This window comes from Rhizobium sp. 10N414, from assembly GCF_056394785.1.
In genome coordinates this window covers 173827-194756 of sequence record NZ_JBFTIN010000007.1, presented here as the reverse complement: position 1 = coordinate 194756, position 20930 = coordinate 173827, and the positions used below count along the sequence as shown (strand labels likewise).

The following is a 20930-nucleotide window of genomic DNA, read 5'->3' as shown; positions in this document are numbered from 1 at the left end:
GCAGCCTCGCCGCCGGACGTCCACCAGTGCAGCATCTGCACTTCCTTCACATCCGCAGCCTTGGCAGCACCCAAGCCCGCAACACTCATCGTCACCAACGCTGTCGTCAGCAAAAACTTGCGCATCGTTTCCTCCCGGTTTGCAAGTTCGAAGGTGCGGGACCATTCCCGCACCGATTACCCGCCCTCCTCGGGCGTAGTCTCGTTGCCGGTTATCCCAGCGTTTCCCTCTTCGGCATCCACCAGTTTGTCCGGGCGCCGATATGCATGTTGAGCGTCTTGGTCTCGGTGTAATCCTCCACCGCATGGCGGCCGAGTTCGCGGCCGAGGCCGGATTGCTTGTATCCTCCGAACGGCAGCTCGGAGGCGCCGTCCATGAAGGTGTTCATCCAGACCGTCCCTGCCCTGACCTTCCGACCGATCGTCAGGCAGGTGTCGAAGTCACGGCTCCAGACGCCAGCGGAAAGGCCGTGGTCTATGGAGTTGGCGATCGCGATCGCCTCACTGGTGGTTTCGAACGTGAGGACGGACAGCACCGGTCCGAAGACTTCCTCGCGCGCAACCGCCATGCCTGGCGTGACAGCTTCGAGGATCGTCGGCGCCATGTATTGCCCCATGCCCAAGTCGAGCTTTTCGCCGCCATGCGCCACCTGCGCACCGCTGCTCGTCGCACCGGCCACGTAACCGGCAATCTTTTCCAGATGCTGCGGCGTGATGATCGCGCCCACTTGCGTTGTCGGATCGAGCGGATCGCCAACCTTGACGTCCTTGGCGAGTTCGGCGACGCGCTTGACCACATCGGAAGCGATGCTCTTGTGCAGGATAAGGCGCGAGCCCGCATTGCAGCACTCGCCGGCATTGAAATAGGCGCCGAAGACGGCCGCGTCGATGAACGCATCGAGATCCGCATCCGGGAATACAATCTGCGGGTTCTTGCCGCCCAGTTCCAGCGAGACCTTCTTCAGCGTCTGCGCGGCATTCGTCATGGTGAGCTTGCCGACGCCGGTTGAGCCGGTGAACGACACCATGTCGACCTCAGGATGGGACGTCATGATCGCGCCGACCTCTGGTCCCGTGCCGGTGACAATGTTGACGACGCTATCGGGCACGCCTGCTTCCTGAAGGATTTCGCCAAGAACCAGCGTCGAGCCCGAGGTCAGTTCGGATGGCTTGACGACCGTGGTGCAGCCCGCCGCCAACGCAAAGGGAAGCTTCTGGCCGACGATCAGGAAGGGGAAGTTCCAGGGAGTGATGATCGATACGACGCCGATCGCCTCACGCAGGACAACGCCCAGCGTGCCGTCTCCAAGCGTGTTGTAACTTTCGCCATGAAGATCGCGGGCGAGCGCCGCTGCGTATCGCCAAATGTCGACCGAACCGGCGATTTCGCCGCGCACCTGGGAGATCGGCTTGCCGGCCTCGATCGCGTCCAGGTAGGCGAGTTCGTCCGCACGGGCTGAGATCAGGTCGGCAGCCTTGAGCAAGATGGCGGAACGTTCGGATGCCGTCATTCTGGGCCAGGGACCCGTGTCAAACGCCTTGCGGGCGGCTTTGATGGCGCGCTCGGCATCGGCTTTGCTTCCCGCCGGAAAGCGGCTCACGACGACGCCATGGCTTGGCGCCACGCGCTCGATCGGCTGGCCGGAGCCGGCCTCCCACTTGCCATCGACCAGCATCTTGAAGTCGCGGGCCTTGTGATCGCTAAGCGCCTTGGGAGTAACCAGAACCGTCATTACCATTCTCCTTTAAAGTGTGCAGGGCGTTTTTCGGTGAACGAAGCCACCCCCTCATTGAGGTCGCCGGTCTTCGCAACGAGGATCGAGCCCAGCGCCTCGACGGCCGTGCCATTGTCCTCGCCGTTCGCGGAGGCAATCATCAGCTTGACCACTTCAAGAGCAGCCGGCCCCCTCATCGCGATGCGGGCCGCATATTCCTTGGCCGCTTCCACGGCATTACCGGTCGATGTCACCACATCGACGATGCTAAGCGCGCGGGCTTCCTCGGCGGTGAAGATCTCACCGCCCAGCGCCATGCGCCTGACCACCTGCGCGCCGAAGCGCTTCACAAGACGCTGCGTGCCCGACCAGCCGGGAACCATGCCGAGGCCTGTTTCCGGAAGTCCGATCTTGATGTTCTCTTCGGCAATGCGAATGTCGGCGACGCCGGCAAGCTCCAGCCCACCGCCGAGCGCATGGCCGTTCAAGGCCGCGATCAGAGGCATTCTGAGGGTCGCAAGTCTTTCGAAGATGCGATGTCCGTGGCGTACCCAGGCATGACCAAACTCCTGTGGCCGCATGCCACCCCAGGCCTTGATGTCGCCGCCCGCTGAGAAGCCCTTGCCTTCGCCTGTCAGGATCGCCACACGAACGTCGCCGTTAGCCTCGACGTCATCGGCGGCATCTGCCAGCGCCTTGAGCATGTCGAGATCAAGCGCATTCAGCTTTTCCGGACGCGATACCGTCATGATCGCGATGTGATCTTCGACGTGGATCTTGACCGTGCCGCTAGCCATTGAACGTGCCCTCCAGGACGCGGGCGCTCTTCTTCGGTAGAGTCAGGCCGATGTTTGCTTCACCAAAGAGTTTCGCATCCATGACCTTGAGGTCCTCTGCTATGATGAGCGAGAACTCGGACTGATCGAGGATATGGGCCTGCAGGTCGACACCCGGCGCAATCTCCGTGAGAACAATGCCTTCAGGCGTCAGCTTCATCACGCATCGTTCGGTGACATAAGTGATGTCCTGGCCCTGCTCGATCGCCCGCTTGCCGGAGAAGGTGACATGCTCGACCTCGTTGACGAGCTTCTTCAACTTGCCTTCCTTCTCGATCACGAGCTTGCCGTCGACGATCGCGAGCTTTGCGCCGGCATTGAACATCCCCGAGAAGACGATCTTCTTCGCACGCGCCGTGATATCGACGAAGCCGCCGGCACCCGCGGTGACGTGGGGACGGAACGACAACTTCGAAACGTTCACCGAGCCATCACGGCCGATCTCGAGGAAGGAGAGCAACGAGGCGTCGAAGCCGGCGCCCTGGAAATAGGTGAACTGGTATGGCGAGGGCATATAGGCGTCGGCGTTGGATGCACAGCCGAACGCGAAGTCCAGCAACGGGACACCGCCGACGGCACCCTGTTCGATGACCCAGGTGACGGAGCCGTGTAGCCCTTCCTCAAGGAGGATGCGCGGCACGTTGGCGGAAATGCCGAAGCCCAGATTGACGCAGCTGCCTGCCTGCAACTCTTGGGCAACGCGGCGCGCGATGACCTTCTGGATGTTGAATTCCGGAACGCGGAAGCTCTCCAACGGGCGAAAGATCTCGCCTGAGATAGCCGGATCGTAGAGCGTCTGAGTGGTCTGCTTCTGGTCCGGATCGACGATCACGTAATCGACGAGCATACCGGGGACGCGCACGTCATGCGGCTTCAGCGAACCTTCCTTGGTGATCCGCTTGACCTGAGCGATGACGATGCCGCCATTGTTGCGGGCAGCAAGCGCCTGGTCGAGACCGCCGAGATAGGCACCCTCGTGTTCATAAGTCAGGTTGCCGCGCTCGTCCGCGGTCGTCGCGCGGATGATGACGACCTGCGGCACGATCGACGGGAAGAACAGGTAGTCGTCGCCTTCGAACGAGACGCGCTTGACCACCGGGTCCTGGGCAGCGAGGTCGTTCATCGCGCAACCCTGCCTCTTTGAATCCACGAACGTGTCGATGCCCACCTTTGTCAGGACACCCGGGCGTTTGGCGGCAGCCTCCCGGTGAATATCGAACATGATGCCCGAGGGAATGTTGTAGGCCGGAATTTCGTTGTTCGTGATCATTTGCCAGATCAGCGGCGGCTCCGCGCTGGATGGTCCCGACGGATAGGAGCCGCCGATGATACATTTGAGCAGGCCCTTCTTGGCGATATAGTCCACACCCCTGATACCGCTCATGTCGCCCGCCGCGATGGGATGCAGCGTCGTGATATCGCGCGGATGACCGGTGCTATCGAAGCGCTCGCCGATCGCCTTCAGCATCAGGTCGGGGCAACCGAGGCCGCTCGACGACGATACGGAGACAACCGCTCCGTCGGGGATCAGTGCTGCGGCTTCCGTCGGGGTAATGTGCTTGCTCATCTGATTACTCAAAGCCCTTTTTCGATTTTCACGGCCGAGCCGCTTTTCGCCGCCTCGACAACGGCGGGACCCGTCGCCAGCGACCAACTCATGCCTGCCTCCTGTTGGAACCGCCTGCCAGATTTGCTCCACAGGTCTCCCGGACCACGAGCCGTACAGAGGAGACGATCGACTCCGCTTCCGCCCTACCCGCGCTGATCTGCTTCAGAAGCAGTTGCGCTGCGCGCCTGCCCATTCCCTGCGGATCCACCGAGATCGTCGTCAGCGCCGGAACGGCGGCCTTTGCCTCGATGACGTCATCGAAGCCGACCACTGCAAAGTCACGTCCAGGCTCGAGGCGCTGGGCGCGAAGCCCGTCGCACACACCGAACGCGACTGCGTCGTTGAAACACACAGCGGCAGTGGGAGCGGCAGCGATTGCCAGCGCTCGGCCGATCGCATCGACACCACCAGCTCTCGAGGGGGCGGAAGGCAGGATAAGATCTTCGTCAAGCTCAAGGCCGCAAGCCGCTATTGCGCCGCGATAGCCGTCGATGCGCTCGTCGAAGACCGCCGTATCACTAAAGCCGCCGATGAATGCGATCCGGCGGTGGCCAAGCGAAGCGAGATGCTGCACGCCAGCAGATATTCCCTCGCGATTGTCCGAAACGACGGACGAGACCTTAGCTCCCGGAACGTTGCGGACAGCAACGACGACGGGAATGCCAGCGGCGACCAGCGGCTTCAGGTCAGCGGCTTCGGTCGCACGGGCGGGCGACATGATCAGCCCTGAAATCCCATGCTCGCGCATGGAGGCGATAACTTCCCGCTGTCGGTCCAGGTTCTCGCTGGTATTGGACAGGAACTGGACGAATCCCGCGGACTGGACGACCATGTCCACACCAACGGCGAGTTCCGCGAAGAACCCGTTGGTCAGATCGTTGACGACCACGCCGATAATTTTCGACTTCGAACCGGATTGGCGCAGATTGGCGGCTCCGCGATTGTACACGTAGCCAAGCTCGCGCATCACCGCATTGACCTTCGCTCTCGTGCCGTCGTTCACCAGGGACGATCCTTGCAAGACAAGCGAAACGGTCGACTTGGAGACGCCCGCCGCCTTCGCAATATCGATGACGGTGACCCGCCCTTTTGTCATGAGATCCTCCAATGGCCTTAGCCACGGCGCCCAAATAATTGGAACGTTCCAATTTTGTCAAGTGGCAATTCCGCATTTCTTGCCGGAAAAGCAATCGCCATACAGGAATTACGCCTCTGCGCTTCGGAATATCTAAGCCACGGAAAATACATCAATATCATCTACAGCGCTTGCTTATTCGCAAGAAATTGGGTCGGTGTCGATCTAGAATATTTTGGAACGATCTAAGTTAAACCAACCGGAGGTCGCGCATCAACGCTCCCCGCTGCTGAGCAAAAGTCACGGACATGTAGTGTCGGTAGGCTGGGAAACCGGCCCAGACGGTCTTTTGGATCTCCGCGCTGAGTCCCTTTACGCTGCGCGACCACTTGGCCCGCCGCTCCCAAGCGCCGACTGGCCAGCAGTCAGTCGCCAGCGGTGAAGCCACCTATGGCATGCGTCAAAAATCCATGGTGAGATCGGCCGCTGGTAGGCCTGAGCTCGTGGAAGCCGTGATAGACAGCGCTGCGCCAACCGGAACTCGCCGCGTCAGAACTCCCCGATCAAACCGCGATCGGCGCCTTGATGCTGGCGTCGGCTTCGTAGCCGACCAGCTCGAAATCATCGAACTTGAAGCCGAAGATGTCCTTCACGTCGGGGTTGATCCGCATGAACGGCAATGGCTTTGGCGTGCGCGTCAGCTGCAGCTTCGCCTGCTCGAAGTGGTTGTGATACAGATGCGCATCGCCGAGCGTGTGCACGAAATCGCCGAGCTTCAGGCCCGTTACCTGCGCCACCATCATCGTCAGCAGGGCATACGAGGCAATGTTGAAGGGTACGCCAAGGAAGATGTCGGCCGAACGCTGATAGAGCTGACAGGACAGCTTCCCGTCGGCGACATAGAACTGGAACAGGCAATGGCAAGGTGGCAACGCCATGTCATCCACCTCGGCAGGGTTCCATGCCGAAACGATATGCCGGCGTGAATTCGGGTTCTTGACGATGCCCGAAACGAGATTGGAGATCTGGTCGATATGGCCGCCATCGGGAGCAGGCCAGGAACGCCACTGTGCGCCGTAGACCGGCCCAAGGTCGCCGTTTTCATCAGCCCATTCGTCCCAGATCGAGACGCCATTGTCCTTGAGGTAGCCGATATTGGTGTCGCCGCGAAGAAACCAGAGAAGCTCGTGGATGATCGAACGCAGATGCAGCTTCTTGGTCGTCAGGACCGGAAAGCCCTCCTGAAGATCGAACCGCATTTGATAGCCGAACACCGAGCGTGTGCCGGTGCCCGTTCGATCGCCACGATCGGTTCCGTGTTCCATGACATGCTTCAAGAGATCGAGATACTGCTTCATCGTCCGCCGCCGATTCCGTTCCGTACCTATTTAGGCGTTTTACCCGTCGAAACCAATCATAGTGCGGCTATTATCCCGGCAATTCTCCGCGATACCTGCCAGACGGTCGGAGGCGCTTTCAGGCTACCGTCAGGTTTGCGTGTCGCCCTATGCTCAGCGCGGGGGCGCTCCACGGGGTTCAGCACTGTCAGTATATTAGCGGCAATTCACGCCGCTCTCCTTTGGGACCAACCGCTTTTTTTGGGGGGGGGAAATGATGGCAGAGAGCCCGATACGATTGCAGCTGCGAACAGAGCGGCGGGACGAAGAATTCGCCAAAGAGGATCAGCCGATTGGCGACTTCACCTTCAATGCGAAGGTCGCAGATGTCTTTGACGACATGGTCAGCCGATCCGTGCCGTATTACGAAGAAATGCAGCGGATGGTCTGTGAGTTGGCGCAGGACTTCGCCGTACCGAACACCAATCTCTACGATATCGGCTGCTCGACGGCGACGACATTGCTTACGCTCGACCGAATGATCGATCCGAACGTCACTTTCATCGGCATCGACAATGCCCCTGACATGCTGGAAAAGGCGGCACAGAAAATCGAGCATGCAGACGCGCGGCGCCCGATCGACTTGAAAGTCGTCGATCTCCACCAGGGTCTTCACATGGAGAACGCCAGCGTCGTCACCATGCTGCTGACGCTGCAATTCATTCGCCCGCTGTTTCGCGAGCGCGTAATGAAGATGATCTTCTCCGGCCTGAACGATCAGGGCTGCCTGCTCCTCGTTGAGAAATTGACCAGCGAGGATACGGCCTTCAACCGGCTGTTCATCTAGCACTATTACGACTTCAAGCGACGAAACGGCTACTCCGAAATCGAGATCGCCTAGAAGCGCGAAGCGCTTGAAAATGTGCTCATCCCCTATCGTCTGGAAGAGAACATGCAGCTTCTGAAAGAGGTCGGCTTCCGCAGTGTCGAGGCCTTTTTCCGCTGGTACAATTTCTGCGGCATCGTGGCCGTCAAGTGAGTCTGGGCGCAGAAATGAAAACAGCCATGATCCATATCGGGAACTTCTTCTTCAAATATCGCAATCAGGTGTTCCCGCTCATAATTGTCACCTTGTTTCTGATGACGCTACCCCCCTCGGAAATCGGGGGAAGCGTTACGGCGGAGCGTGTTAAAGACGTAGTTGCACTTCTGATCCTGCTTGCCGGCCTGGCTTTGCGCGCAACCGTGATCGGCTATGCCTATATTCAGCGAGGCGGCCTGAAGAAGCGCGTCTACGCCAGCGATCTTGTGACCGAGGGGATGTTCGGGTCTGCCGCAACCCGCTCTATGTCGGAAACATGCTGATCTATGCAGCGGTCTTCTTGCTGCATGGAAATCCAATGGTCGTAGTTGTCGGCATAGCGCTCTTCATGCTAATCTACCAATGCATCGTCTACGCCGAGGAAGCATTTCTCGAAAACAAGTTTGGCGACGCCGACGTTCCGCGCTGGATGCTTCGCCTTGGCAATTTTGCGCCGGCAACGCAAGGGATGGTGTTCAATGCGAAACGCGTCATCGCGAAGGACTATTCGACTGTTTCCGCCGCGCTTCTGGCCGTTCTCCTGATCGAGATCTACCGGGTCGCCAGCGCAGCCAATGCGCTGTCTCTCCCCTATCTATCTCTTCTTGTCTTCTTCATGGCCGTCGTGGGCGCTGCGACCGGTATGGTGAGTCTGCTCAAGAAGCGCGGTGTTTTCAATGAGGCAACGGCCGTCTGCTAGAGCACGGGCGAAATTCCTGCAGTCCCGCTCACTACGAAACGGTTTTGTGACAACACCTCTTCCCAACCGAGGCGGAAAACACTATATCAGCCATGCCGGTCCTCGGGCCGGCTATGGCGATAAATGAGCGGTGTAATAAACCTATTGGACCCGGGGGCGGTACCCGGCGCCTCCACCAAAAACCGGCGGCTTGCAACAAGATGGCCGGCTTTTGATGGGGGCGAAACAGGATCGACAAGGGTGTAAAGATCGTCTTTTTGCTCGGCATTGTACCGCCGTTATCGGGCTAAAATTGTAGTTGCAAACGACAACTATGCGGAAGCTCGTCTCGCTGCTTAATCGCGGTGTGACACTTCAAATAAAGCCCTAGTGGTTCGCACCTCTAGGCGGGGTCCGAAGGCACCTGGCAACAGAAGCCTTCACCTTCTCCCTTGCGCGCAAATCATGTATGGTTTGGTCAAGCATGACTCGGCTCAGGCCTTTTCCAGGGCGTCTTGGCATGCCATACAGCCTTGGGAAACGAGTCCGAACCAAAAGAAAGACAGGAAAGCATGGGGCAGGATCACATCCGTTACGACATTCTGGCACAGGACGCACTGCGCGGCGTCATCCGCAAGGTCTTGTCTGAAGTTGCCGCGACGGGCCGCCTGCCGGGCGAGCATCATTTCTTTATTACCTTTCTGACCGGCGCCCCTGGTGTTCGCATCTCGCAGCACCTGAAGGCGAAGTATCCGGAACAGATGACTATCGTCATCCAGCACCAGTTCTGGGAACTGAAGATCACGGAGACCACTTTCGAGATCGGCCTTTCCTTCTCGGATGTTCCGGAAAAGCTCTTCATTCCGTTCAACGCCATCCGCGGCTTCTATGACCCGTCCGTGAACTTCGAGCTGGAATTCGACGTGCCTCTCGCTGACAGCGAAGAGCTTCCCGCCGCTGAAATCACCGCCTATCCGGTTGCGTCCGAGAAGTCCGAGGAAACGCCCGCCGCCAAAACCGATGGCGAGGAAAAGAAACCCGGCTCGGTCGTCTCGCTCGACGCCTTCCGAAAGAAGCAGTAAAACCAAGGGAAGCAACTGCTTCCCTTTTTCAATTCCGATCGAGGCCAACCGTGACCGCCGAAGTCGTCAATCTCCGCCAGTTCAAAAAGAAACAGGCCCGCGCCGACAAGGCGAAGCAGGCGGAGCAAAACCGTATCTCCTTTGGCCGCACCAAGGCCGAGAAGCAGCTGACGAAGGCGCTCAATGAGAAGGCCGAACGCTCTCACCAGCAAGGCCGGATAGAGAAATCTGAAGACGACAAATGAGCGCCCCGAGAAACGCAAAAGATTCCGGGATCAATCAGTTGGCAGGCTTTCTGGAATCAACGTGTCAGCGGCTCGAACCGAATTCTGAAGCCTTGCGATGATCCGCAAGCACTCGGCTACTCTACACGGACACCGCACCAGCTTCTCGTTGGAAGACGAGTTCTGGACCGAGTTGAACATAATCGCCAAAGCGCGCGCCATCCCACTCGCAGCCTTGATTTCCGACATAGACGATCAGCGACAGCCGGAGAGCAACCTCTCGTCAGCGCTGCGCGTCTATGTCCTTCATTGGCTGAAATCCGAGAGCGCGGGCTAGTTCGCCTCGAAGGCTACCGCGCGTGAGGATGCCCACATACCGCGATCGCAAACACACTACTGCGGCACCTGCACGCCCGGCAACCCCGGCACCGTTTCGAAATTGAGTGAGTTCTCCGGGGGCACGGTAAGCTGCTCCTGTGCCCGTCGCGCCGCCTCTGCGGCCGCTTTTGCGCCCTCCGCCGCCTTTGCCTTGGCGCGCGCTTCGGCTTCAGCGTCAGCCTTTGCTTTCGCTTCCGCTGCCTGCCTATCGCGCTCGGCCTGCGCGGCCAAAGCTCTCAGGCGCTGCTCTTCCGCCTGCCGTTGCGCCTCGAAGGCTGCGGCCTTCTGGCGCTCGATATCGTTGAACTTGTAGAGAGCAACTTCACGGCGCAGTCGCTGCTTCTCCAGTACGTTGGACTGCAGGCGCTCGACGCGCCGGCGTTCGCGCTCGTAGGCGCGCAACGACAGGAAGCCGGTGATGTCCGTGACATCAATGGTTCGCCCAGGCGACGCGAGCAGTCCTGAAAAGTCGAGTCGTACCGCAGGCTCCGCACCGGGAAGCACCTCGCCACCCGGATTCAGTGCAATGTTGAGCGACGCATTGATGCGCTCCTGTGGCAGGTCGATCTGGCCGTTGCCGACGAGCTTTGCCTGGTCGGTCGTCACGCTGACGTTCTGAAAGCGCAGAACCCCATCCGTCACGTTGAACGGAATCGCAGTCGGCGGCAGCTTCGCTTCGCCGTTGTTGAGCAAGGTCTCGACGATCGGATGAACCTTGCCGGCATTCAGCTGATCCTGCATCGGATCGGTGGCGGCCAGTAATGGCGCCAGCATGCCGAGATTGAGACCACGTACGCTGATATCGCCAAGCCGAAGCTCGCCGGAGCCGTTCAAAGAACCAGCGATATCCTTCATGGACTTGCCGGAAGCCTCCATGGAGAGCCCAAGCCCGAACTTGCCGTTGGCGACCGGCGCGCCATCGCGGGGCCACACGACACCGGCCAAATCCGCATCTGCCAGCACCAGTTGCGTCTGGAAGAAGCCCGTACCGTCAGCATTGGTAAACAGCAGGCTGCCGTTGACGCTGCCGCCATCCCAACCGCCCTTGATGTCGTTCAGCTGCAATTCGTCGCCCCTGTAGGCCACGTTTGACGTGAAATCCGAAATCGCGCCGGACCAGCCAGGCCAGAATTGCTTGGCGGAGAGCTTGAGGTTGACGTCCAAATCCTTGAAGATCGGCAAGCCCAGCGCGCCGGCCGACAGGTCGCCGGTCGCCGCATCCGTCATAGGTCCGTAAACAGCTTCCCCTAGCCAGGTGGCATCGGCCTTGGATAGCGCCAATTCGCCCGTCGCCGTGGTCTTTTCCGCTTTACGGTCGACGGTCAGGGCGCCGCTGAACTCGTTGTCGGCGGCATGTCCTGCGATATCCGCAAAGGAAATCTTGTCGCCATCGATGGTCGCGTTCGTTGTCAGCTTGAACGGCAGGCCCGTACCCATTTGCGGCACAGCGATGCCGTTCATGACAAGATACGGATCAAGATCGGCACTCTCCAGGGATACTGCAAGCTGTCCGTTCATGAAGGCCTGCGGGCGAACGTCCACCTTGCCGCCAGCCGTAAACGATGTGCGGTCGGTGGCAAATGTCAGCTGGGCGTCGGCAGGATCCGTTCCTTCTGCCTGCACCTTCAGGGTCAGGCGGCCATTGGCATCGGCCTCGACCGGCAACGGATCAAGACCCGCCTGCCCAAACAGGATCGAGGTGACGCTGTTCTCAAGCGTCGCCTCAAGGCTCGTTGTGCCCTTGCCCGTCAGCGCCAGAAGATCCGACATGCGGTAGTCGAGGTTGACACGACTGCCGTTGGTCACCCCCGCCAATGTCAGGGTCAGGCCGTCGCCCTCGTCGCCTCCGAGAGTCAAAGCTCCGCGCAGTGCGGTATTCGTGTACCATGCGGCATTGCGCACAAGCCTATCCACGACCGGATGCTGCGGCAGATGCTGCTTGAGCATTGTGAAGAATGAGCCCGGATCCGCCGATTTGAAGGTGATTTCCCCAGAGCCCTTGTAATCGAGCAGCGATCCCTCGGCGCGACCGGTCGCAGTCACTTCGGCACCCGCCAGGTTCTTGATAGAAAGCTTGTCGACCGCGAGAGCCCCATCGGCAATTGCAAAGCTCGCCTCGACATCGCCCGCTTCGACGCCGAAGGCTGTAAACTTGTCGGCCTTGAGCCGTGCAGTGATCTTGTGATCGAGTACGTTGTCGCCGCCATCCTGGCCGGTGAACAGCCCTGTCAGCGCACGCAGTGCATCCAGATCGAGTGCGTCGCCGGCAAGCGCGACATCAAGCGTCGGTACCTGGTTGGCCAACGCCTGTCGGTCCATCCGACCCTTCAACGTGGCCTGTCCAACGGCGATTTCCAGGTTGTTGAACGTCTGCCGGTCATGCGTGAGGCTGACATCAGCGGAAAAGCCCGCCTGCCGCAGTTGCCGGATCGCCGGATCGACTGAGCCGGAAAGCCATGCCGCAAGGCCCGTGGGCTGATTGGAGGCCACCGTGATCTGCCCAACGAACGATGCTTGCCCCTGCAAATTGAGCTTGCCCTGGCCTTCCACCTGTGTGCGTCCCGGAAGCGTGCCGACCACGTTGTCGATGATCCAGCCCTTGCCAGCGGGTTGCACATCGAGCTGGATATCGCGGATTGTCGTGTCGCCGGCGACGATCRCCGGCAACCGAACGGTTGCCTTACCCGGCACCTGCGGTACAGGCACTTGCGAAACGATCTGAATCAGCGCGTTCAGGCGCTGCCGCGCCGATAGGCCGGGATCGCGCGTCGTCTTGCCATTCGCACCCTGATTGCCGATGCGATTGACGTCGATCTGCTGGCCGTTCGCAATCAGCAGGAATTGCGGCTGGCTTCCGGTGTCCAGGGCCGCCTCGCCCGTGACCACATAGGGATCATCGGTGGCTCCGATCTCGAGACGGTATTCCGGTATACGAATGCTCTCGTTCGTAAGCTCGAACTTGCCTTTCAGTCGCGGAGGAACATCGGTCTTGTCGGCCGCCTTGGCGTTCCGGCTCTCGATCGATGCAGATATCGCTCCCTGATAGTTCGGCCTGCGGTCGACAAGTTTCAACTCGCCATCGAGATCGACGATCACCGGTTGCTTGTCGGGCTGCAGTCGCGTGCGCATCCGCAGGATCCCGTTCTCATCAGGCTGATTGCTGGCGATCATGAAACTCCCATGTGCGCCATCCAGCGCCGCATCGCCTTCGATCCTCCACGGACCGGCAAGCGACTTAGCCGACATTTCGGCGTTCAGTCCTGTGATGCGGCGCGACCGCCCTGACTGATCGTCAATGAACTGAATATCGCCGCCAGTAACGTGGACGTTTTCGAGAACAACCGTCTTGGCCGGAATTTCGGGTTGGCTGCCACGGGTCCAATCGAGCGTGCCATCCTTCAAGAGGCGCAGCTTCACCCGCGGATTGACCACGCGCATGTCGAAGATCAACGCCTCGCCGGAAAGGAAAGGCGCGAGTTCAGCATCCATGGAGAACTGCTCGATCTGCACGATCGGCGACCCGTCGACCTCCTGTCCAACGCGTACATCATGCAGCGTCACCGAAGGGAACGGCAGAAGGCGCGCGTCCACCGCTCCGTGCACGACGACCTTTTTGCCGATAATCCGGCTCGCCTGATCCTCGAAATTCTTTCGGAAATCGGTCCAATCGATAAACAGCGGTGCCAGCAGCGCTACGAACAGCGCCACCACAATCACTCCGCCCAAAAAGACGAGGAACCGGCCTACCAACTCAACTATTCTCCATTCGGGAATCCATCGCGGACACTAGAGCATGATCCCGAAAGCTGTGAAGCAGCTTTCGGGCAACATCATGCCCTATTTAATTGATTTGGAGATGAATTCGCCTCATCGCCAGTCAATCTTCCGTAGCGTCAACCCTGCCGGCCCACAGGCTCGACGGAATCCTACTTCAGGTGCGGTGGAATATCTTGCCAGGATTGAAGATATCATCCGGATCGAGCGCCTTCTTGACCTGCCGCATCAGTTCAACCGTGCCGCCGAGCTCCTCTTCCAGGAATGCCATCTTGCCCTGGCCGATGCCGTGCTCGCCAGTGCAGGTGCCGTCCATCGCCAGAGCGCGAGCGTTGAGCCTGCCGACAAAGGCCTCGGCAGCAGCAATGCCCTCCTCGGTCTTGTCGTCGAACAACAGGAGCACATGGAAGTTTCCATCGCCTGCATGCCCGACGATCATCGCCAGCAGGCCATGTTCCTCTATATCGATCTGCGTCTCGCCGATACAATCGGCAAGACGGGAAATAGGCACGCAGACATCCGTCGAGAGCGCGGCCAATTCCGGCGCCAGCGCGCGCGATGCCCAGTAGGCATCGTGCCTTGCCTTCCAGAGCCTGCTGCGCTCCTCGGCGTTGACTGTCCATGAGAACGCGCCGCCTCCACATTCGGAGGCAATCTCGGCAAACTGTTCCGATTGCAGGGCAACGGTTTCATCCGTGCCATGAAACTCGAGGAAGAGCGTCGGCGTTTCCTCGTAGTTCAGCTTGGAATAGGCATTGCAGGCACGAATTTGCAGCGCATCGAGAAGTTCGATGCGGGCGACGGGAATGCCCATCTGGATGGTCATGATCACGGCATCGCAGGCGGCCCGAACAGTCGGAAAGGCGCAGACGCCACCGCCGATCTTCTGCGGGATGCCCTGCAGCCTCAGCGTCACCGACGTTAGTATGCCAAGCGTGCCTTCCGCGCCGACAAACAGCCGGGTCATATCGTATCCGGCCGACGACTTGCGGGCGCGTCGTGCTGTACGAATTTCCTCTCCGTTCGCGGTAACCGCGGTCACGGCAAGCACATTGTCCTTCATCGTGCCGTAGCGCACGGCATTCGTTCCGGAGGCCCGCGTCGAAGTCATGCCACCGATCGAAGCGTTTGCTCCAGGATCGATCGGGAAGAATAGACCGGTGTCACGGAGATAGGTATTGAGCTCCTCCCGCGTCACCCCGGGCTCGACGGTACAATCGAGATCCTCAGCATTGACTTCAAGAACCCGGTTCATTCGACTGAAATCGATCGATATACCGCCATTCGGCGCATTGACCTGCCCTTCCAGCGACGAGCCGGTGCCGAAGCCAATGACCGGCACCTTGTGCTCGGCGCAAATCTTGACTGCGGCCTTCACATCGTCGGCACTCTCTGCAAAGAGCACGCCGTCTGGCAGCTGAGCCGGGATGTAGGTAGTAGTATGCGCGTGCTGTGCGCGGAAGGCCTCGCCGGTCTGGAAGCACTCACCAAAGCTCTGTTTCAGAACAGCAAGAGCGGCGGTGATGCCTGTTTCGTGCCGTGTTCCGGATTTTGCATCTTTGAGCGCCATCTCTTTGATCTCCTTCACCTTCACACCCGGAGGCAGGTTGGTATGAGACAAGAGACGGCGCCTGTCTAGTGCATGATTAAGGGGAACGTCCCCGATCGAGCACCCTTAGACCACCGGCGGGTTTAGCCGCGCAAACGCTTCCTGCCTGCGGTATGGGAAGTAGGGATAGGGCGCGGTTACACTGCTCGCTTTGTCGAGCTTTTCCACCTGCTCCTTGGCCAATGACCAGCCGACGGCACCGAGATTCTGCCGCAGTTGCTCCTCGTTGCGCGCGCCGATAATGACGCTGGAAACAGTGGGGCGACCGATCAGCCAATTGAGCGCGATCTGCGGGACGGTCTTGCCCGTTTCCTCGGAAATCTCCAGCAGCGCATCTACGATATCATAGAGCTTCTCATCATCGACCGGCGGCCCGAATTCAGCCGTCTGGTGCAGCCGACTGCCTTCTGGCAATGGTTGGCCACGGCGGACCTTGCCGGTGAGACGGCCCCAGGCAAGCGGACTCCAGACCAACGCACCGACGCCCTGGTCGGCAGCGAGCGGCATCAGTTCCCATTCGTAATCGCGGCCGGCAAGGGAGTAGTAGACCTGATGCGCAACATAGCGCGGGTAGCCATGCCGCCCAGCAATGCCGAGCGACTTCATCAGCTGCCATCCCGCGAAATTGGAGACGCCGACATAGCGGATTTTCCCTGCCGCGATCAGCCCGTCCAGTGTTGCGAGTACCTCTTCGATCGGCGTCGAAGCATCGAATGCATGGAGCTGCAACAGGTCGATATAGTCGGTCCCTAGGCGTTTCAACGCCTCGTCAGTGGAACGTATCAGGCGCGAGCGCGACGTTCCCCAATCACCCGGTCCGTCGCCCATCGGTAGCGCGATCTTGGTTGAGATCAGCACGGCGTCGCGCCGGCCGGCGATAGCCTGGCCAAGGACTTCCTCGGAGGCGCCGCCCGAATAGACATCTGCGGTGTCGAAGAGATTGACGCCCGCTTCCAGCGAAATGTCGATCAAGCGTCGAGCTTCGGCGGCGTCCGTGTTGCCCCAGGCACCGAAGAGCGGACCCGAGCCTCCGAATGTTCCCGCACCGAAGCTCAAAACCGGCACCCTGAGGCCCGATGCGCCGAGATTTCTGTATTCCATGGTCGGTCTCCTGTTGTGGACTTCAGAAGAGATAGACACTGAATCTATCGTGATATAGATTGCCGGGAGGAAAACTATCCATGAATTGAATTCATCATGAGCAGACAAGACATCAATCGCTCCGGCGAAATGGAAGTCTTCGTGCGTGCCGTCGAACTCGGCGGTTTCACGGCCGCAGCGCGTGCCTGCCGCATGACACCATCTGCCGTCAGCAAGCTTGTGGCGCGCCTTGAGGCACGCCTCGGCGCTCGCCTCGTCAACCGTTCGACCCGCAAGCTGCATCTGACGCCGGAGGGATCCGCCTTTTATGAGCGTAGCGTTTCGATCCTTGCGGACATCGCGGAGGCCGAACGCTACGCCTCCGCCGGCGAGCAGGCCGCGGGTCCCATCCGCATCAACACGAGCGCTTCCTTCGGCCATCATATCCTTGCACCGCTCGTTTCGGATTTTCTGGCGCTCAATCCCGCCGTCACCCTCGACATCTCTCATACCGATGCCATTGTCGATCTTGTCGAGGATCGCGCCGATGTGGCGATCCGCGCCGGACCGTTGAAGAGCTCTAGCCTCATTGCGCGCAAGCTTGGCTTCACCCGCAACGTCATCGTGGCATCGCCGGATTATTTGAAACGCGAAGGCGAACCGAAGACGATCACGGATTTGAAGCGCCATCGCCGTGTCGGCTTCTCCTACGCACGCAGCGTTCAGGGCTGGCCGTTACTCGATGGTGGCGAGACCATTGGCCTGCCGATTACGCCAGGCGTTCAGGTGGGTGATGGCGAAGCGATGCGATACATGGCGCTGTCAGGCGCAGGCCTGGTCCGCCTCGCCACCTTCACCGTTCGCGCCGATATCGAGAGCGGGCGGCTGGTGCCCGTTCTCGAGGATCTCAACCCCGGCGACATCGAGGAGTTCTACGCCGTCTACATTGGCCAGGGCGGTCCGTTGCCGGCTCGCGTGCGGGCCCTGCTCGACTTCCTGGCGGAGCGTGTCAGCCTCTGACCTCGCGAAACCGACAGGATTTCGCAATTGACCGCTTCCCCGGCAGGCGCCTATATCGCCGCATATCCTCCGGCCCCTCCGGCCGGCTTCTTTTGCCAGCCAGTGCTGCTCTCCTGCTTCGCCTGATCGCGGCTCCAGCATTGGCAAGACATGCATGGGAATCATGCCGTTGTACGACGCCAGCCGTTTCTTTCGATACGCCAGCCTGCCGCGATGGTTTCTCCTGCTCAGTATCTCGACCCTGCTTGTGGTCGGGCTTGAAATGCTCGGGCTGCCAGCCTCGCTCCTTATCGGCCCGATGGTGGCGGCAATCATCCTTGCCCTTTCCATCGGGCAGGGATCGCTTCAGGTGCCGCGCTGGCCACTCCTCTTCGGGCAGGCGCTCGTCGGTTTTCTGATGGCGCGCGCCATCACTGTCGATATCCTCAAGACCATGGCGACCGACGCGCCACTTTTTCTCGCGATGATCTTCTCCGTCATCGTTGCCGCGGCCGGCCTTGGCTGGCTGCTGACGCGCTGGCAGGTCTTGCCGGGAACGACCGCGGTTTGGGGTTCCTCGCCAGGCGCGGCGTCCGCGATGGTCATCATGTCCGAAGCTTATGGCGCCGATGCCCGTCTCGTCGCCTTCATGCAATATCTGCGGGTGGTCTTCGTCGCGGTGGCGGCCTCGGTTGTCTCGCGCCTCTGGGTTGCCGCCGATGGTGGCGAAGCGCCGCCCTTCATCCTCTTCCCGTCGGTCGACTGGCAGGCGCTGGCCGCCACTGTCGCCCTCACCTGCCTGTCCGCCTACATTGCGGTGCGCTTTCGCATTCAGGGCGGCACGATCACCGTGCCGTTGGTTCTCGGCGCGCTGCTTCAAGGGTTCGGGTTGTTCAAGATCGAACTTCCGCTCTGGCTGCTGGCGATCAGTTATGCCCTGATCGGCTGGAACATCGGACTGCGTTTCACACGCCGCATCGTCATGCACGCCGCGCGTGCCCTGTCCCGCGTCGCGGCCTCTATCCTGCTGCTAATGTCGATCTGCGGCTGTATGGCCCTTGCCTTGCACAAATTCGCCGGCGTCGATCCGCTGACGGCCTATCTGGCGACCAGTCCCGGCGGGGCTGATTCTGTGGCGATCATTGCGGCGTCAACCGACGTCAACGTGCCCTTCGTGATGGCGATGCAAACCGGCCGCTTCCTGGTGATCCTGTTTACTGGCCCAATGCTGGCACGCTTTATCGCGCGCCGCTCCGGCCTTGCGGAGAAGCCCGTCTAAGGCTCGCCCATTGGCCGGGCGTCATGCCATAGGCCTTTTTGAAATGACGTGTCAGATGGCTTTGGTCTGCAAAGCCCGTCGCCGCGGCCACATCCGAAAGCCCGTCACCCACCCCGATCATGGCGCGCGCCTGCTGCAGCCGCCGCATGAGCAGATAGCGATGCGGGCTTGTGGCGAAGGCGGCCCGGAAGTGCCGCGAAAGGGAGAAGCGGTCGAGACCGGTGACCGTCTCCAACTCACCGGATCGCACCGCTTCCGTCGCATGTGCTTCGAGATAATCGCGCGCCAATCTAGCACGCTGCCACGCAACGTTGCCGAGCGGCCGCCGCGGGGTCTTTGCATGCTTTGCAAGTCCGCCGGCAACACGCGAAACAAAGTCGTCGACGAACAACTCGTCGAGCTCGCGATCCAGCTCACTGAGTGCAGCTAGCAGCGTACCCGCCAAAACCGGATCTCCGATGACAGGGTCGTCAACGAAGGGCAGCCCGATCTTTTCCGCTCCAAGGCATTGGAGCAGTAGCGCCGGCTCAAGATAAAGCATGCGATATTGCAGCCCATCATCGGTGCCTGCTCCACCATCATGCTCCTCGTCCGGATGGAGCACGAGCACCTGCCCGGGCATGCTGAAGCGCCGCTGGCCGCGATAAGAAAAGGTCTGCACGCCTTTCATCGTGACGCCGAGAGCATAGGTATCGTGGCGATGCGGCTCGAAGGCCTTGCCGGAAAACTGCGCTTCCATCCGCTCGATTCCCGGAAAAACCGGCGCAATCACGATCCTGTCTGCGCCGGGCTCCGTGCACAAACGTTCAAGACCCTCGAAGGCGTGACTGGTTACATCCTGGTCCAACGCGACTTTCGAACCTGCATGAAAGAGACTGGAATGTTTGATACCAAAATTGCGATCGTCCTGCGAAACAATCTTGCATCCTGGCAGAAGCTGAACGTCACGGCTTTCCTGATGAGTGGCATTGCCGGCCAGCACCCCGAGATGATCGGCAAGGCCTACAAAGACCGCGCCGGCAATCTCTACAATCCGCTTTCCATCCAGCCGATCATTGTACTGTCTGCAGAGGACGAAACGATGTCGACAATCCACCGCCGCTCGCTCGAGCGCGGCATAACCTCGTCGCTGTTCATCGAGGAGATGTTTGCAACCGGCCACGACGCCGCCAACAGGGCCGTCTTTGCCGAATACGCACCCGACGATGCCAAGGTCGTCGGCATAGCCATCCGGGCCGAAAAGAAGATCGTCGACAAGATCACCAAGGGCGCGACGATGCATCAATAACGAAAACGGCCGGGCGCTGGCCCGGCCGTTTCTCTTGACTGAAGTCTGGATCAGCTCTGCGTGACAGGCGCAATCTGGATTTCGACGCGGCGGTTCTGAGCACGTCCAGCTTCCGTAGCGTTGGAAGCGATCGGCTGCGACGGACCGAAGCCGACAGCGGAAACGCGGCGCGGGTCGATGCCCTGCGTGCCGAGATAATCGGCAACCGACATGGCGCGGCGCTGTGACAGATCCTGGTTGTGCTGCAAGCTGCCGGTCGAGTCGGTGTGGCCGTTGACGTCGATCAGCGTGCGGTTAAACTTGCGCAGGACGATCGCGACAGAATTCAGCGTTGGATAGAAGCCAGACTTCACAGCGTCCTGGTCAACATCGAACGTGATGTTGGACGGCATGTTGAGGATGATGTTGTCGCCGCGGCGGGTCACCGAAATGCCCGTTCCCTGGAGCTGGGCGCGCAGTTCCGATTCCTGCTGGTCCATGTAGTTGCCGATCGCACCGCCTGCGAGCGCACCGACGCCGGCGCCGATCAGCGCGGCATTGCGACGTCCGACCGGCGAGCCGCCGACCGCCAAACCGGCAAGCGCGCCAACGCCGGCACCCAGCAGCGCGCCGCCCGATGTATTCGACATCTTCTGCTCGCCCGTATAGGGGTCGGTCGTGGTGCAAGCACTAAGGTAAGTTGCGGCAACAGTCAAAAGTATGAATTTCTTGATCATGGACGGGCGAATCTCCAATTCGGTGTTAATGCGACCAGTATTAAGGATTGCGGCAACAAGATGAAGCAGACGCTGCAGATGCTCGAAATTGGGCAAAAAGCACAACTACTGCGGACGGCAAGCAACAACAACGGCCAGGCCGCTAAGTCGCCCGTCGGAATCTAAGCGAC

The 20930-nt window shown here is 60.1% G+C and carries 19 protein-coding genes, 1 other RNA gene and 1 pseudogene; 10 read left to right on the top strand and 11 right to left on the bottom strand.

The annotated features are described in order from the left end of the window. The 6 genes and pseudogenes from AC1DE4_RS09950 to AC1DE4_RS09925 all read right to left on the bottom strand — a co-directional run. Nucleotides 1-125: pseudogene (locus tag AC1DE4_RS09950) on the bottom strand (sugar ABC transporter substrate-binding protein); the annotation flags it as partial. 86 nt (nt 126-211) lie between these two features. Further along, nucleotides 212-1738 carry an aldehyde dehydrogenase family protein gene (locus tag AC1DE4_RS09945; RefSeq protein ID WP_477881197.1) on the bottom strand — a complete coding sequence of 509 codons (1527 nt, stop codon included), beginning with the start codon at nt 1736-1738 and terminating at the stop codon, nt 212-214. Continuing rightward, nucleotides 1732-2511 carry an enoyl-CoA hydratase/isomerase family protein gene (locus AC1DE4_RS09940; RefSeq protein WP_029792359.1) on the bottom strand — a complete coding sequence of 260 codons (780 nt, stop codon included), beginning with the start codon at nt 2509-2511 and terminating at the stop codon, nt 1732-1734. The genes AC1DE4_RS09945 and AC1DE4_RS09940 overlap by 7 nt, the downstream gene beginning before the upstream one ends. After that, a complete protein-coding gene (locus AC1DE4_RS09935; protein ID WP_029792358.1) occupies nt 2504-4117 on the bottom strand; it encodes an acyl CoA:acetate/3-ketoacid CoA transferase in 1614 nt (537 codons plus the stop codon). The genes AC1DE4_RS09940 and AC1DE4_RS09935 overlap by 8 nt, the downstream gene beginning before the upstream one ends. Before the next feature lie 88 nt (nt 4118-4205). Next, a complete protein-coding gene (locus AC1DE4_RS09930) occupies nt 4206-5255 on the bottom strand; it encodes a LacI family DNA-binding transcriptional regulator (protein ID WP_018858375.1) in 1050 nt (349 codons plus the stop codon). A 542-nt stretch (nt 5256-5797) separates the two neighbouring features. After that, the gene (locus AC1DE4_RS09925) at nt 5798-6592 is read right to left on the bottom strand and encodes a thymidylate synthase (protein ID WP_018858374.1); all 795 of its coding nucleotides are present in this window, start codon (nt 6590-6592) and stop codon (nt 5798-5800) included. A gap of 253 nt (nt 6593-6845) precedes the next feature. Between AC1DE4_RS09925 and AC1DE4_RS09920 the strand changes: the two genes are divergently transcribed. The 7 genes from AC1DE4_RS09920 to AC1DE4_RS09890 all read left to right on the top strand — a co-directional run bounded on the left by AC1DE4_RS09920 (nt 6846) and on the right by AC1DE4_RS09890 (nt 9974). Further along, entirely contained in the window at nt 6846-7418 is a 573-nt protein-coding gene (locus AC1DE4_RS09920) for a methyltransferase domain-containing protein (RefSeq protein WP_246779231.1), read from the top strand. 206 nt (nt 7419-7624) lie between these two features. After that, nucleotides 7625-7936 carry a hypothetical protein gene (locus AC1DE4_RS09915; protein ID WP_246733638.1) on the top strand — a complete coding sequence of 104 codons (312 nt, stop codon included), beginning with the start codon at nt 7625-7627 and terminating at the stop codon, nt 7934-7936. After that, nucleotides 7930-8352, top strand: a complete 423-nt coding sequence (locus AC1DE4_RS09910; RefSeq protein WP_245267977.1) for a hypothetical protein — start codon at nt 7930-7932, stop codon at nt 8350-8352. Before AC1DE4_RS09915 ends, AC1DE4_RS09910 begins: the two co-directional genes overlap by 7 nt. Before the next feature lie 55 nt (nt 8353-8407). Further along, nucleotides 8408-8776: a transfer-messenger RNA gene (gene ssrA / locus AC1DE4_RS09905) on the top strand. A 127-nt stretch (nt 8777-8903) separates the two neighbouring features. Beyond that, nucleotides 8904-9413, top strand: coding sequence for an SspB family protein (locus AC1DE4_RS09900; protein WP_029792357.1), 510 nt, complete (start codon nt 8904-8906; stop codon nt 9411-9413). A gap of 50 nt (nt 9414-9463) precedes the next feature. Continuing rightward, on the top strand, nt 9464-9658 hold the full coding sequence (locus AC1DE4_RS09895) for a DUF4169 family protein (RefSeq protein WP_025659412.1): 195 nt from the start codon (nt 9464-9466) through the stop codon (nt 9656-9658). 97 nt (nt 9659-9755) lie between these two features. Beyond that, on the top strand, nt 9756-9974 hold the full coding sequence (locus AC1DE4_RS09890; protein ID WP_018858370.1) for a ribbon-helix-helix domain-containing protein: 219 nt from the start codon (nt 9756-9758) through the stop codon (nt 9972-9974). A gap of 56 nt (nt 9975-10030) precedes the next feature. Here AC1DE4_RS09890 and AC1DE4_RS09885 read toward each other — a convergent pair whose 3' ends face one another. From AC1DE4_RS09885 to AC1DE4_RS09875, 3 genes are all read right to left on the bottom strand, one after another. Then, a complete protein-coding gene (locus tag AC1DE4_RS09885; protein ID WP_477881193.1) occupies nt 10031-13765 on the bottom strand; it encodes an AsmA family protein in 3735 nt (1244 codons plus the stop codon). Nucleotides 13766-13946: 181 nt separating this feature from the next. Further along, complete coding sequence (locus AC1DE4_RS09880) at nt 13947-15359, bottom strand: FAD-binding oxidoreductase (protein ID WP_029792352.1); 1413 nt, start codon at nt 15357-15359, stop codon at nt 13947-13949. Between the two features lie 105 nt (nt 15360-15464). After that, nucleotides 15465-16499, bottom strand: coding sequence for an aldo/keto reductase (locus AC1DE4_RS09875; RefSeq protein WP_029792351.1), 1035 nt, complete (start codon nt 16497-16499; stop codon nt 15465-15467). A gap of 96 nt (nt 16500-16595) precedes the next feature. On the opposite strand from AC1DE4_RS09875, the gene AC1DE4_RS09870 reads away from it, so the two are divergent. Further along, nucleotides 16596-17498, top strand: coding sequence for a LysR family transcriptional regulator (locus AC1DE4_RS09870; RefSeq protein ID WP_029792350.1), 903 nt, complete (start codon nt 16596-16598; stop codon nt 17496-17498). 163 nt (nt 17499-17661) lie between these two features. Next, entirely contained in the window at nt 17662-18756 is a 1095-nt protein-coding gene (locus tag AC1DE4_RS09865) for an AbrB family transcriptional regulator (protein WP_029792349.1), read from the top strand. Here AC1DE4_RS09865 and AC1DE4_RS09860 read toward each other — a convergent pair. Continuing rightward, entirely contained in the window at nt 18716-19603 is an 888-nt protein-coding gene (locus AC1DE4_RS09860; RefSeq protein ID WP_169681424.1) for an AraC family transcriptional regulator, read from the bottom strand. The genes AC1DE4_RS09865 and AC1DE4_RS09860 overlap by 41 nt on opposite strands. Nucleotides 19604-19636: 33 nt before the next feature. Here AC1DE4_RS09860 and AC1DE4_RS09855 point away from each other — a divergent pair, with 33 nt between their 5' ends. Beyond that, nucleotides 19637-20044, top strand: a complete 408-nt coding sequence (locus tag AC1DE4_RS09855; RefSeq protein WP_018858363.1) for a DUF2000 family protein — start codon at nt 19637-19639, stop codon at nt 20042-20044. Nucleotides 20045-20094: 50 nt separating this feature from the next. Here AC1DE4_RS09855 and AC1DE4_RS09850 read toward each other — a convergent pair whose 3' ends face one another. Next, entirely contained in the window at nt 20095-20760 is a 666-nt protein-coding gene (locus AC1DE4_RS09850; RefSeq protein ID WP_018858362.1) for a YiaD family glycine zipper/OmpA-like lipoprotein, read from the bottom strand. Nucleotides 20761-20930 lie beyond the last annotated feature (170 nt).

What these genes read in the sequence shown, in the direction of transcription:
- AC1DE4_RS09850 (WP_018858362.1), bottom strand. Translation starts at nt 20,760, where the DNA reads ATGATCAAGAAATTCATACTTTTGACTGTTGCCGCAACTTACCTTAGT.
- AC1DE4_RS09940 (WP_029792359.1), bottom strand. Translation starts at nt 2,511, where the DNA reads ATGGCTAGCGGCACGGTCAAGATCCACGTCGAAGATCACATCGCGATC.
- AC1DE4_RS09915 (WP_246733638.1), top strand. Translation starts at nt 7,625, where the DNA reads ATGAAAACAGCCATGATCCATATCGGGAACTTCTTCTTCAAATATCGC.
- AC1DE4_RS09920 (WP_246779231.1), top strand. Translation starts at nt 6,846, where the DNA reads ATGATGGCAGAGAGCCCGATACGATTGCAGCTGCGAACAGAGCGGCGG.
- AC1DE4_RS09935 (WP_029792358.1), bottom strand. Translation starts at nt 4,117, where the DNA reads ATGAGCAAGCACATTACCCCGACGGAAGCCGCAGCACTGATCCCCGAC.
- AC1DE4_RS09890 (WP_018858370.1), top strand. Translation starts at nt 9,756, where the DNA reads ATGATCCGCAAGCACTCGGCTACTCTACACGGACACCGCACCAGCTTC.
- AC1DE4_RS09855 (WP_018858363.1), top strand. Translation starts at nt 19,637, where the DNA reads ATGTTTGATACCAAAATTGCGATCGTCCTGCGAAACAATCTTGCATCC.
- AC1DE4_RS09945 (WP_477881197.1), bottom strand. Translation starts at nt 1,738, where the DNA reads ATGGTAATGACGGTTCTGGTTACTCCCAAGGCGCTTAGCGATCACAAG.
- AC1DE4_RS09865 (WP_029792349.1), top strand. Translation starts at nt 17,662, where the DNA reads ATGCCGTTGTACGACGCCAGCCGTTTCTTTCGATACGCCAGCCTGCCG.
- AC1DE4_RS09875 (WP_029792351.1), bottom strand. Translation starts at nt 16,499, where the DNA reads ATGGAATACAGAAATCTCGGCGCATCGGGCCTCAGGGTGCCGGTTTTG.
- AC1DE4_RS09870 (WP_029792350.1), top strand. Translation starts at nt 16,596, where the DNA reads ATGAGCAGACAAGACATCAATCGCTCCGGCGAAATGGAAGTCTTCGTG.
- AC1DE4_RS09925 (WP_018858374.1), bottom strand. Translation starts at nt 6,592, where the DNA reads ATGAAGCAGTATCTCGATCTCTTGAAGCATGTCATGGAACACGGAACC.
- AC1DE4_RS09930 (WP_018858375.1), bottom strand. Translation starts at nt 5,255, where the DNA reads ATGACAAAAGGGCGGGTCACCGTCATCGATATTGCGAAGGCGGCGGGC.
- AC1DE4_RS09880 (WP_029792352.1), bottom strand. Translation starts at nt 15,359, where the DNA reads ATGGCGCTCAAAGATGCAAAATCCGGAACACGGCACGAAACAGGCATC.
- AC1DE4_RS09900 (WP_029792357.1), top strand. Translation starts at nt 8,904, where the DNA reads ATGGGGCAGGATCACATCCGTTACGACATTCTGGCACAGGACGCACTG.
- AC1DE4_RS09910 (WP_245267977.1), top strand. Translation starts at nt 7,930, where the DNA reads ATGCTGATCTATGCAGCGGTCTTCTTGCTGCATGGAAATCCAATGGTC.